At 50.9% G+C, this 12919-nt stretch carries 11 protein-coding genes and 1 pseudogene; 2 read left to right on the top strand and 10 right to left on the bottom strand.

Annotated features, from left to right (window positions below; translation table 11 throughout):
• Positions 1–16 precede the first annotated feature (16 nt).
• From LKX83_RS14300 to LKX83_RS14290, 3 genes are all read right to left on the bottom strand, one after another.
• Positions 17–637, bottom strand: a complete 621-nt coding sequence (locus LKX83_RS14300) for a TetR family transcriptional regulator (RefSeq protein ID WP_227882946.1) — start codon at positions 635–637, stop codon at positions 17–19.
• The gene (locus LKX83_RS14295) at positions 634–1356 is read right to left on the bottom strand and encodes a YqeB family protein (RefSeq protein ID WP_227882945.1); all 723 of its coding nucleotides are present in this window, start codon (positions 1354–1356) and stop codon (positions 634–636) included. Before LKX83_RS14295 ends, LKX83_RS14300 begins: the two co-directional genes overlap by 4 nt.
• Positions 1357–1621: 265 nt before the next feature.
• Positions 1622–2083, bottom strand: a complete 462-nt coding sequence (locus LKX83_RS14290; RefSeq protein ID WP_227882944.1) for a phage tail protein — start codon at positions 2081–2083, stop codon at positions 1622–1624.
• A gap of 828 nt (positions 2084–2911) precedes the next feature.
• On the opposite strand from LKX83_RS14290, the gene LKX83_RS14285 reads away from it, so the two are divergent.
• Complete coding sequence (locus LKX83_RS14285) at positions 2912–4360, top strand: NAD(P)/FAD-dependent oxidoreductase (RefSeq protein WP_227882943.1); 1449 nt, start codon at positions 2912–2914, stop codon at positions 4358–4360.
• A 61-nt stretch (positions 4361–4421) separates the two neighbouring features.
• Here LKX83_RS14285 and LKX83_RS14280 read toward each other — a convergent pair whose 3' ends face one another.
• The 7 genes and pseudogenes from LKX83_RS14280 to LKX83_RS14250 all read right to left on the bottom strand — a co-directional run bounded on the left by LKX83_RS14280 (position 4422) and on the right by LKX83_RS14250 (position 12064).
• Positions 4422–5015: a TetR/AcrR family transcriptional regulator gene (locus tag LKX83_RS14280; protein WP_227882942.1), complete on the bottom strand. Its 594-nt coding sequence runs from the start codon at positions 5013–5015 to the stop codon at positions 4422–4424.
• Positions 5016–5252: 237 nt separating this feature from the next.
• Positions 5253–5510, bottom strand: a pseudogene (locus LKX83_RS14275) (CD3324 family protein); the annotation flags it as partial.
• Positions 5511–6117: 607 nt separating this feature from the next.
• The gene (locus tag LKX83_RS14270; RefSeq protein ID WP_227882941.1) at positions 6118–6780 is read right to left on the bottom strand and encodes a DUF998 domain-containing protein; all 663 of its coding nucleotides are present in this window, start codon (positions 6778–6780) and stop codon (positions 6118–6120) included.
• 171 nt (positions 6781–6951) lie between these two features.
• Positions 6952–8433 (bottom strand): DHA2 family efflux MFS transporter permease subunit, encoded by a 1482-nt coding sequence (locus LKX83_RS14265; protein ID WP_227882940.1) that lies wholly within the window; start codon positions 8431–8433, stop codon positions 6952–6954.
• Between the two features lie 47 nt (positions 8434–8480).
• Positions 8481–9404: an RNA polymerase sigma factor SigJ gene (gene sigJ / locus LKX83_RS14260; RefSeq protein ID WP_227882939.1), complete on the bottom strand. Its 924-nt coding sequence runs from the start codon at positions 9402–9404 to the stop codon at positions 8481–8483.
• Positions 9405–9621: 217 nt separating this feature from the next.
• Positions 9622–10848, bottom strand: coding sequence for an MFS transporter (locus LKX83_RS14255; RefSeq protein WP_227882938.1), 1227 nt, complete (start codon positions 10846–10848; stop codon positions 9622–9624).
• Positions 10849–10915: 67 nt separating this feature from the next.
• Positions 10916–12064, bottom strand: coding sequence for a serine hydrolase domain-containing protein (locus LKX83_RS14250; protein WP_227882937.1), 1149 nt, complete (start codon positions 12062–12064; stop codon positions 10916–10918).
• A gap of 172 nt (positions 12065–12236) precedes the next feature.
• Between LKX83_RS14250 and LKX83_RS14245 the strand changes: the two genes are divergently transcribed.
• A complete protein-coding gene (locus LKX83_RS14245) occupies positions 12237–12698 on the top strand; it encodes an Lrp/AsnC family transcriptional regulator (RefSeq protein WP_227882936.1) in 462 nt (153 codons plus the stop codon).
• Positions 12699–12919 lie beyond the last annotated feature (221 nt).

Raw genomic sequence — 12919 nt, 5'->3', positions numbered from 1 at the left:
AGGTGAGCTTTCTAGTTCAACCCCCCAGAACCGCCCGGCCGAACAGATTCACGAGTTCCATGCTGTAGCTATTCGGATCGACGTTGCCCTTCAATTTCCCGTTGAAGGCGTATTCGTCAATCCCGCCTCGAATCGCGCTGGCCATCGCCCATACGTTAAACTCGCCGAACTCCTTTTGCTCCTGCCCCATTCGCAAAATCCGCAGCAGTTCGCTCTCCAGGGGGTCCTCTTCATCATCGTTCAGTTTGTAGTAGGGCACATTGTCCGCCGTTCGGGCATGAAAGACAATCTCGATCAGCGCGATATTGCGGGCGGGCTTCTCGGCTTGATAGGCGATGCTGGCTTCGATGTAAGCCTTCAGCTTATCGCGGGGGCTCGATGCCGCTTCCGTTCGTTCCAATACATAGGTGGACATGTCGGTCAACAGCTTCATTAACGTGTAGTCCATCAAATCGCTCTTGTCCCGAAAATGGTAGGAAATGAGCGCCGCGCTGATTCCGGCCCTCTTGGCGATTTGAGCCATGCTGGCGCGAATATACCCGACCTCATCCAGCGTCATCAACGTCGCATCGAAGATTTGGGCGCGCCTGGCATCGGCAATGAAGGTCTGTTTTTCATCCGTATGCTTATCCTTCATTTCCGATCCCCCTTGTCGATTCGATCCGCGTTCCTCCAGTACTGAAATTTCCCTTTATCCCGTATCGACACGCCAAGCTTCCCCGCTTCTCGCTGTATCTCTTTCGCGGATTCCGCATCTTTGCCGAGCAAGGCCTGCTCGCGGGCCTTCATCAGGGCATTCAATGCGGGCGGCAAGTCGGGCGTATTCTTCACCCACAGGCGGTAATCGGCCTCGAACGGGTCCCCCTCGGGAGACCAAGGATACCCATGCCCGATAAAAGCATCTGCAATAGGGGCAGGCGTCGAATCAAAAGATTCGCGAGCCAGCTCCAGGCCGTTGCGTCCAATCAGAACCAACTGCTTGCCATCCATAAAAACCGAAGCGATATCCGGTTTGGAAAAGCTTATCTTGGTGCTCTTGATGCTTAATGTGGCTTCGTCGTCGGATATCGTAATGACGAGGCTGTCCTTGATGGCTTCATTCGTGAGCCAAACGCCCGCAATCAAGCCCAGAAAAGCCGTCACGATGACCGTCCAGCCCGCTTGAATGGAAGCGATGAGCTTCAAAGGGCCTTGAAAGGGGAACCAAGGAAGAGAGGCGGCCCAATCCGCGATGGCAGGGACGAAATACCCCAGAATAAGACCCAGAACAGGGGGAGTAACCAGTACGAGTGCGCGTTCGAATCGCGTTAGCTGAACAATCGTAGCTTTCTTATTGCTCTGTTGCAGGTTGGACATGAGCGGTTGCAACTCCCTTTCCTCCGATTCGATGTGACTGGCGCAGGCGAAGAATCGCACCCATCACATGAATTCTGATCATTTAATCAAACTATTGATTGTATGATCAAATTTTAAGGAAGTTCGTTTCTCCTGTCAATCTTGTCATTCGAATAATCGCGCACGCCGTTAACGCAAACTATAAGAGCCGTTTCGGGGACTTCCCCAAAACGGCTCATGTACTGCGAAGACTCCACCGCGCGCAATCAACTCTAGCGCTTTGGCTTTAGTATTCTCCTTTAATCACAAAGAAAGAGCCTCGAATGGTTCCGGCCAGTTTAGACTTCTGCGTAGCAAACTTGAACTTCCCTTCAAGCTCCTTGGGTACTTCCATTCCCTCGGAAAGCTTGAAACCAACGGCTCGCTTCTTAGGGTCATCAATCGTATACATGACATTGAGCGCAAGCCCATCCTCATAAAAAACGTAAGTGATTTGGATGTTTTCCACTTGAAAACGCGACGTCTCCAAAGGCTTGGCCGCAAACGCAATATCGCGTTCTTTCAAAATGCGGTTCACATAATCAAGGCTCTCCTGACTTTCACTGGCAGGCACAACCGTAAATTCATGTTTGTACTTGTTCATTAAATAGCGGGCTTCATTCGCACGCAAACCGGCAAGCGCATCTGCCACAGGCGAAGACTCTAAACCAACCGTAGACACATTTTTAAAATCAACGACATACGACATGTCCACCCTCCTATTCATCTCTCATTATTCCCGAACCGGTATGGATTAACACTTCCTTCAGACACTCGACAAATATTCGGCATTTTGCATCAAAACCCTCTATATTTCGAGGAAACGAAACCACATCCGTCAAAACTCGCCTTTCAGTTGAAACACTCGCGCTCGTCTGGCTATTTCAACTGCAGGAATCGCAGCATCAGCGCCGCGGCTTCGACTGGGCAACAACATTTTTAGGAGTTGACATATCGTGGTGGATGCACTATTCTTGAGTTGATCCAATGTTGACTGATTTGATCAATCATAAAAAGGGGGTTAGATTATGGATAACTATTTTCGAATGGGAAAAGAAGTCTGTATCGAAGGCTCCATGGCTGCAGTATAAATCCAACCCTAAACTAAATCACCATCGAACGTGTGAGTATTGACTGATTAAGTTAATCTATATCAATACCATAATTCTAACCCGAAACTGGATCACCATCGAACGCGTGAATATTGACTAATTTAGTTAATCTACAAAATACCGTAAATTCTAATCCTAGACTAATTCACCATCGAACGCGTGAGTATTGACTGATTAAGTTAATCTATAGGATACCGTAATTCCAACCCTAAATTGATCACCATCGAACGCGTGAGTGTTGACTGATTAAGTTAATCTACTCAATACCATAATTCTAACCCGAAACTGGATCACCATCGAACGCGTGAATATTGACTAATTTAGTTAATCTATACAACACCATAAATTCTAACCCTAAACTAAATCACCATCGAACGCATGAGTGTTGACTGATTTAATCGATCATATTAAAGGAGAGTTGTTTTATGGAAAACCAACTTCGTTTGGGAAAGGCAATTGTTATTGGAGGCAGCATGGCAGGTTTGATGACTGCTCGCGTATTGGCGGACGTTTACGGAGAAGTGCTTGTCATTGATAAAGATCATTATCCGGAACATCCGACTGACCGGGCTGGCGTCCCTCATGGCTTCCATCCGCATCGATTTACGAATCGCGGCAAGATGATTACGGAAAATCTGTTTCCCGGCTTCGAGGAGGAGTTGGCCGCTCTTGGCTCGCCTTCCTCGCTCAATAAGACAGCGCATATTATGAATCCATATGGGATCGTCAGTGGACCATATCCTCGCAATGATTATAAATTCAGCCGCGCCGTTCTAGAATGGGTCATCCGCAGACGCGTGAGCGCGAGCCCCAATGTGAGGTTTCTTCAAAGGCATGACGTACTTGAACTCATTGCAGCTCCAGATCGCTCAGCCATTACCGGAGTTCGGGTCCGGGATCGGAAAGTTGCCGGAGAAGAAAGTGTCCAGAGGGCCGACCTGATCGTCGATGCCAGCGGCCGAATCTCCCGGTTGCCGGAATGGCTGGAGAGCTTGGGGTACGAAGTGCCGAAGCCCGACCACATGAAGGCGGCCATCGGGTACAGTACTCGCCGCTATACATTGCCGCCTGCAATGCGGCATCTGGCCGAAGAGTGGGATGTCGTCAACATTATGGGGCAGCCGGAGAACAACACCTTTACAGGCGTTTTCTCCTTCATCGAGAATCAAGTCGCCGAGCTGCTGCTGTACCGCCCCGGAGGGCAATTTCCTCCTACAGATGCGGAAGCGTTCGAACAAACGGTGGCCGGATTGCCGTCTTCCCTGATCGCGGAAATCGTCAAAGATTTGGAACCTGTCGGTAACCCGCGAGGCTTTCGCGTAGCGGAGTTGTACCGCCGCCATTATGAACAGATTCATCGCTGGCCTGCCGGCCTGCTCGTCCTTGGTGATGCCTACTGCATCTATGATCCGATTTTCGGCCAAGGGATGACGGTTGCGGCAATCGAAGCGGAAATCCTGCAATCCTCTTTGCAAGAGCAGCTGAGCGATCCGAAGCCACAGTTTGAAAAGCGGGTGCTTGAACGAATGCAGCGTGAAGCCATTACGCCTGCCTGGTGGCTGAACTGTGCGGCGGATTTACAGTGGGAGGGCGTTGAATATGAAGCCGGATTAGAGCCGCTTGAAGGGGTCGATTTTTGCCGGAAGGTGATGAATATGCTGCTTAAAGAGGGCACGGTGAACCGCAACTTCCGGCTTTACGGCATGTATTGGGGAATAAACACATTGTCTGTTCCGCTTGACGAGCTGTTCAATCCGCAAATGATCAGAGCGGTGCTGGAGGCATCGGACGAGGGAAAGGAAATACTCGCCGAGCTGCTGGAGCAGCATCAGCGGCCGCTTGAAGAAATACTGGAAAAGATCATTCCGCAATAAGAGAAGCCGTTCATTCCGTAAAAATAAAGCACCTGCCGCCCGCAACGAGGCGATAGGTGCTTTATTTGCTGACCATCCTCATCAGCATTTCGATATCCGGGATGCGAAACTGCCGTTCATCCACCGATCCCACCATGATCACTCCGGTTAGTACCGTCAGGAAGCCTGCAATCATTTCTCCCGGATCCCCCGGTGCAATCGTCCCGTCCCTTTGTCCCTCTTCGAACAAAGGCCGAAGGTTGTTAACGTAATCGTCCAACGTGTATTGGTCGATCAATTTTCTCGCTTCTTCAGGCACGCCATCGGACGTTCTTGCCTGATAAATCAGCTGAAAATACGGGACTCCTTCCTTGTCCATCATTTCTTCAACCAATTTTCTGATTTTGTCATATGCGGTCCCCGGAAGGGATGTAACGAACGAAATGGCTTCCTGCGCACCCTCTATGGCTACTTGGACAAGCGTAACGAAAAGCTCTTCCTTGGATTTAAAATAATGATACACTAGGCCATGGCTGATGCCCGCTTCCTTCACGATCATACTCATTTTGGTTCCGACAACGCCGCGTCTGGAAAATACGCTTAAGGCAGCAGACAAAATCTGCTCCCTGCGCTCATCGCGGATCTGGATCAGCTGCTCTTCATTTAATGGTGCCACGCTGTTACCAGTCTCCTTCGAGTTCATTTTATAAATTGATCAAGTCAGTCAAAGTTAAAATACAGCATTTTCTATGATCAGTCAACCTCTTTCTCACCATCGCACTTCACCTTTTGGGACGACCCGCCGTCAGGGTATCTTTAGGCCACCGTTTTACCTTTAACGCTCCTTCAATCGGTGAAGTGTCGTACATGTCTTCCCTCCTGGGATGGCCCATTGGATCAACTCATACTTTGTTTTCGAATAAATAATCTTCTTAATAGAGTCCAAGGATAAGAAGTATTCGTCCGCAAGTTCCGAAACCGTGAGCCCGTGGGCGTACTTATTGCGAATCATTCGATTGCGCTTCTGCAATTGTTCACGGTACCCGGATGTTTCGCCCCAAGCCCTTTTTTCCTCTCCGGAGGAAACATAAAGAAGCTTTCCTGCCGCGTATTTTTGGATTTCTTTCAACAGTTCCTCAGGCAATATATCGCTCGCATTTTCATATTTCATAACTTCACCGTTTACAAGGCGTATATTCGATCATTCAGTTCTCTGATGGATTTCATGATGGATGTACAGGACTCCGTGTCATCGATGGATGCATGCCAACGCAAGACATCGATCCCTTTGTAATAAGCCATACATAAGAATCTTTCCTTAAAATCCCGTATGACGATGCCCCTTTTCTTGCAATACTCGAACAACAGTTCCGGGATGTGCAAGTATGGCTTATTCAAGTCCATAATGGCAAAATCAAGAAGGAAATCGCATACGCCGGATCTGCTCCAGTCAGGGAACCCGACCGTCGTCTTGCCATCTGTAATCATATTGACGAAGAACGAATTGTTATACACCAAATAACGCTCTCCTTCACAATACGGAATTCTGTCCTTCATTTCCTGCAAGTACTTTTCGAAGAATTCACACTCGAGAACCGTTGTCTCAAACATCTCCTTCCAATTGTACCAATACCCCTTCTACCCATTGCTTGGGTTCCATTGTGGTTCACCTGTAATTCAAGAATCGTGCAAGGATATATCTAATCTTAATCAGTTCGGTACAATCATCCATATTCCTCCAAGAAGAAGGCCATCCTTTGCAGGATGGCCTTAGGGTTTCAACTATTGTATCCGTAAGTAGGTTTCGTTAAGTAGGTTTCGTTCAGCAGTCGGACGGCTAGAGCGGAAACCCAACCGAAGGCGACCATCCCGGCAATCCCCATGATAACTCCAACCCAAATGTTGATACCCATACCCGCAACAATTAGTAAGGGTGCGAGAATCGAAGCCGACAGGCAGTAGACTCTCCAACCCCGTTCGCCTTGTACGTGGAATCGCCGGGAGAATACGACCATTGCCGCAATCAGGCAGATAAAGGACGCGAAGAATGCCATGGAATGGAGCGCCGCGTGGCCGCTCATGGATGTCGGCATACCTTCGGGGGCACCTGAAGGAAATCCTAGACCGGGGTCGGGCTTAAAAAATCCCGCCATGATCATGCCGATCCCATAAATTCCAATCAGCCATGAGCCTGCCCTGCCTGTTCCTCTCATGAGTAAGCCCCGTGCCCCAATGGCTGCCAACAAGGCCAGCAATCCCGTGACGATAAAATTAGCGCTTTGAATCCATCCCAAGTCGCCCAAAGTAAGGGTGCTGATGGCATGACGCTTGATATCAAATCCTGCACGGGTGATTACCTGTACGATTGCAATGATAAAGAACAGCGGCGCGGAGATGACTCCTCCAAGCAATAATAACCTGGTTATTTTCGTGTTTTTCATTGAAATCCTTCCCTTCTGATGATTGCTTCTTTCTTGCTTCTATCATGACGACGAACCGCTGACGGTTAAATCGACACGTCCGGAAAAATGAATTTCGCGATACGCGATGAAACGGATCCCCAATAAAAAAAACCGCCCCATGAAGGGCGGCAGAAATCCGGTTCTGGAAAATTAATGTCCCATCGAGATGACGTTCGCTTGATGATCCGATTGCCCAGCCTCCGGTTGGATTTTGGGCTTCCGCAAGATCAGCGCAAGCAAGGCGCCTGCGACGGCAAGGCATGCCGCGAACAAGAACGTATCCGCGAACGCTGTGGTCATGTCTGCTACTTTGTCGCCTTTGGACGTTGCCATATAATGCGTGATTCGCGAGGAATAGTAACCGGTCAGACCCGCGACGGCGAAGGAAACGAAAACTTGCTGAGAAGCCGTCGTGAGCGAAGTGACCCGGCTGACCAGTCTCTGCGGTGCCGATTTGAGAATATGCGTATTGATCGGCATCATCGATAGCCCCATGCCCGAACCCATCAGCATATACGCTCCAATCACGTAGTACGAGCTTGTGTCGACCGTAATTTGGGACAGCATGAACAAGCCGCTTCCGACCAGACATAGACCAATAATCGCGAGAATTCTCGCTCCGATCTTGTCGAACAGTTTTCCGCCGATCGGCATGAACAACCCGGCCATGATGACTTGGGGAATGCTCATCAATCCCGATTCCATCGGCGAGAAACCTTTCACGGTCTGCAAATACATCGGAACGAGCAGGAATGACCCGAACAACGCCATCGCCGATAGCCAAAAGACGAGAATGCCCCGCGTGAAGTCGGAAGAGCCGAAAACGCGTAGTTCCAAAAGCGGCTGCCTGTGGCGGAGCTCGGCGGCAATGAACAGGATCAAAGTAACGCCCCCAACGATCAGGCCCGTGACCGTTTGCATGGAGCCCCAGTCTTTGCCGCCTTCGCTGACGGCATAGGCAAGCGATGCGAAGGTGATCGGGGCAAGCACCATGCCGAATACGTCAAGAGCGGGCACCGACTTTTGCTCGAATTTGGGCAAATATTTGATGCCGATCAGCAGCGCGATGATTCCAATCGGCAAGTTGATCAGGAAAATCCAGTGCCAGCTGGCATACTCGACCAGGAACCCCGACAAAGTCGGCCCGACGGCAGGCGCCAGCATCATCGGAACGCCGAGCACCCCCATGATGGAGCCTTGTTTGCCGGGAGGAGCGAGCCGGAAGATCATCGCCATGCCGATCGGGGAGACCATCCCCCCGCCCAAGCCCTGAATAATGCGGTACAGAATGAGTTGCTCCGGCGTTTGGGCGATAGAGCACAGCAAGGAACCCAATGTGAACAAGACAAGGGTGATCAGAAAGATTTGCTTGGCTCCGTACCGGTCCGTCAGCCAACCGGCCAAGGGGATAACGGCGGATAGCGCAAGGGTGTACGCCGTGACCGCCCATTGCATGGTAGATACCGAAGTATCGAAGTAATGAATCAAGTTCGGCATGGCCACGTTGACGACCGTGCTGTCGAGAATGACCATAATCATGCCCACGACAACGGCCATGACCGGACCGATAATGGTTTTGATCGAAAAGGGACGTTCAACTGAAGCCGATGAGACGGTGGATTGCGTAGTCATCCTTAACCTCTCTTCCTTCTCTTTTAAAATGAATGCGACCGAAAATCTTACGTTTCGTCCGGAATTCGGACGGTCGTCATTTTATCAGGGTTGCGCATCACGTCGATCGCCACGATTCGTTTGCTGTCGATGGTGATGGACACCACCGACAGTGCACCGTCGGAACCGCGTATGATAAAGCCTGGCGCGCCGTTGACGAGAGCCATCTTAATTACCAGAGGAGCCCCCTTCGTAAAAACGAGCAATCCATGCGCCACGGCCTCCGCTCCATGGATGACGCGCGGTGACGTGCGGACCTTGCCTCCGCCGTCGCTTCGACATACCACCTGGGGATCGAGCAGGTGGGCGAGCCTTTCCAGGTCGCCGCCTTGGCAGGCTGCCGCGAATGCGCTGACGAGCTCCCGCTGCTCCGCCTGCGTCGGCGCGAAACGCGGTCGGCCGCTTTCGACATGCTGACGCGCGCGGGAGGCGAGCTGGCGAACCGCCGCAGGCGAGCGACCCACGACCCCGGCGATTTCGTCGAAGGAGAGTCCGAACACGTCATGCAGCAAGAACGCGGTCCGCTCCGCCGCCGTCAATCGCTCGAGCACGACCATCAGCGCCATGCTGACCGATTCGTCCATCGCCATATGTTCGTAAGGATCTTCCGTGCCGACATCTTCGACCAGCGGCTCTGGCAGCCACGTGCCGACATAGTGCTCCCGACGGGCACGGGCGCTGTTGAGTACATTGAGCGCCAGCCGGCCGACGGTCGTCGTCAGGAATGCCGATAGGTTGCGAATCCCCGTCGGATCCTTCATACGCTGCACCCTCAGCCATGCCTCCTGCACGCAGTCCTCCGCTTCGGTAACGGAACCGACAATCGCATAGGCTACCCGCAGCAGTCGAGGCCTTTGCGCTTCGAATGCCTGTAACAACGCCATGTTCTCATTTGGATTGCGAACATCCGCATTTCCGTATGGCTCGTTCATCGTTAGCGTTCCTCCGTTCTCAATCCATCGGCGACTTGATGCGAACATCTGGGCGTTCTTGATGTTCCGGCGCACTTCGGCTGGATCGCGATCTTCATATCGTTCCTCCCCACTCCTTTGATCCTTTACACCTTAAAGACCGCACAGCAAGCTGAAGTGTGACATGGATTTAAAAAAAGAGCACCAGCAATGGTGCCCAAAAGAACGTTCCCCGATGCTACAACAGAGCCTCCTCCTGCCGCTCCCGTTTGGGTGCCCCTCTTTCTTTTACCCCTTTTGAGTTAAAGAATATAACTTTGATTACAATACAAGCAAGAGCCAACACAATAAACAGCAGGCCACTCCATAGGGTTCCTTTCAGGCCTAAAAGATCAACAAACATCCCGCCTGCTCCCGAACCGATGAACACGCCAAGATTGATAAAAGAAATATACAGTCCGGCAGCAAATTCAGGCGCTTCGGGAGCCTCGGATGTGATCCATATCTGCGTTATAATGAGGCCGCTAGTATGAACCGCTCCCCACAAGACCATGATCAGAATAAGAGATACTAAAGACGACGGTTCGCCTAGGGAAAGCAAAAAGTAAGAGAACGCTAATAAGATCGGTTGGAACACAGTCGTTCTCGCCATGTTGATTCCAAGCCATCTCCCCGCGAGTAAGTTGCCGGCCACTCCCCCGACGCCGAATACGACAAGCATGACACTGACGGTCTCTCCGTTCACACCCATCACTTGTTCTAAATATTCGGCAGAATAACTATAGACTGAAAACATGGCCGCAAATATGAAAATGGCAGCGCCAATATTGATCCAAAGGGGAATTTTACGCAATATACCGAGCTGACTCCCATACGTTACTTTCTCCGCTTTCGGCGTTTTCGGAAGCATCATGGCGATCCCGATGCCGGCAGCGATGTTGACAAGGGTACAGAATAGAAATGCGGCCTCGAACGAGAATTGATGCTGGATATAGGTTGTGATCGGAATTCCAAGCACCATGCCCATACTGGTCCCTACGAATGCCTTGGCGGATGCTTGCGTCGCTTTTTCCTTCGCATACAGTGAAATAGCCGTGACAAAAGCCAAAGAAAAATAGACGGGATGGAACAAAGCCGGAATCATGCGAAGCGCCAGCAAAACATAAAAATTCGGAGCGTAAGCAGACAACAAACTGCACCCGGCAAAAATGAACAGACATGTCACCAACACCGTTTTGCGGTTCAGTTTGGACAGCAGCAATACCATAAAGGGACCAAACAACGCGATGACAATCGCAAACGCGCCAACGAGCATCCCGGCCTGAGAGGTACTGATGCCGTAGCGTTCAATGATGGCCGGCAGGATCCCGACAACGCCAAATTCAATGGTATATATGCCAAATAGCCCAAGTGCAATGAAAAATATAGGGTTTATGGTCTTTGTGGCGGAACTGAATGGAACCAACTTCTCCACTCCCTTGTATAAAAGAGCCTGGTCCGGATCATACCGTACTAGGCTCTTAAACGAATCTTTATGGCTTGATTCCGTCATAAACGGCTTTGCAGAGATCGACGGTAAACTGGCCCGACATGCCTTCCAGCGCGGTATTCGTAAATGCCACAACGCTGAGCTTCCGCGCAGGATCAACGAACCACGAATGGCCGTAGGTACCGCCCATCCGCCAGGTGCCCGGCGATTCCGGCGTGTCTGCGGCGACAGGATCCTTCAGCAGCGTAAATCCAAGACCAAAGCCTCTGCCCGGCCAATAAGCCATCGGCAGATCGCCGATCTGGTTGGTCGTCATTTCGCGAACCAGCCGCTCGGGCAGCAGCGGTGTTCCTCCCTTCCGCAATGTTTCCAGCAGCCGCAAAAAGTCACTGGCGCTTCCGACCATGCCGGCTCCGCCGGAAGGAAAAGCCGACTCGTCAAGCGCCCGTCCAGGGGCAAGCCGGAAGCCCGCCGTGCCTTCCAAGAATGCTACGCTGTCAGGATCATACATAGGCCGCGGCACTGGAACATCATTGGCATAAGCAGTGGCCAGCCGCTCCGGGTCAACGGCAGTAAACCCAGTGTCATTCATGCCAAGCGGCTGAAGCACCAAGGAATGAACGGCTTCTTGAAGCGGCACGTCAGCAACCTTGGCGATAACGGTGCCCAGCACATCTGTGGCGATCGAATATTTCCACTGCGTGCCTGGCGTGTAAAGGAGCGGAACGGAGGCAAGCCGGCGCAGGTTCTCTTCCAATGTGATACCGGCCTGGTCCATCCCATCCGACACCCCTGCACGGTGATAGGGACCATTCTCTTCCTGAAAGAAACGGTAAGTCAGCCCCGCCGTGTGCGTCATTAAGTGCCGAATCGTGAGCTCCGCGATTTCGCCATTTGGCAACCGTGGCTGAAAGAATGGAAGCCATCGATCAATGCGATCGTCCAGTTGGAGCCGGCCTTGCGATAGGAGTACCATGGCAGCCGTTGAAACGATCGGTTTCGTTACGGAGGCAAGCCTGAACAAGGCATTTTCTTGCATCGGGATGTTCCTCTCACGGTCGGCAAAACCGGCAACACCGTTATAAACCAGCACTCCGTCTACCGCCACCTTAACAACAGCACCAACCAGCCGGTGATCGGCAAGCGTATGCTCGATAACTTCATCCACGCTTTTATTCAAACTGTTGCTCAACTTTCCCCATCCTTTCTCAATAGTTAAAGTCTTGATCACTTTACTATTGTGAGTTTATTATAATTATTAAGTTCAGCAATTTGCATAAAGCATTGAAGTTACATCTACCCTAAAACAATGGAATTCGAGTTTGTTGATGAGGAAATCCTTAAAATTAAAGGAGCCGATTTTGATGGACCATATCGATAAGCAAATCCTGTATTATCTTCAAAGCCAGGCGAGAATTTCAATGACGGAACTAGGCAAGTGTGTCAGGTTATCGCAACCTGCAGTAACGGAGAGAGTAAGACGCATGGAAGAAAGTGGAACCATTGAGGAGTACCGCACCATGATTTCCCCTGAAAAAATCGGGAAACACGCAGCGGCCTACATTCTGTTTCATACAAGGGAGTGTTATGCATTCCTTGATTTTTGCCGCTCATCTCCCGATGTCATCGAATGCCATCGCATAAGCGGAGAACATAACTATTTATTGAAAGTCATGGCTGAATCCACACGATCTCTCGAAGAGTTCGGAAACCAATGCGATAAATACGGGACCTACACCATCCTCATCGTCATGTCATCGCCAATCGGGGCTAGGTCTCTTATCCCTTCGCTGGAAGAGGCAAACGTACTTGGCGAGTTAGATTAATGCTGCACGGAAATGCAAAAAGGAATCCGGATTTCCGGATTCCTGGCAGTGCGTTGAGATCAGGCCGAGCCCCGTGCGCTCCCTACAACTCGTGCTGATACCCTCTTCCGTCTACGCAAGTCAATTTTTGTAGTCGAACGGACCGTTGCAGGACGATTCGTAAAGCCAAGTAGATTATAACTTAACTCTGAAAAAGGTTCTTGTGTATGACTTTGAGTTTC

The organism is Cohnella baijiui, assembly GCF_020731285.1.
Lineage (GTDB): Bacteria > Bacillota > Bacilli > Paenibacillales > Paenibacillaceae > Cohnella.
This window is presented reverse-complemented; position numbering and strand designations above follow the sequence as displayed.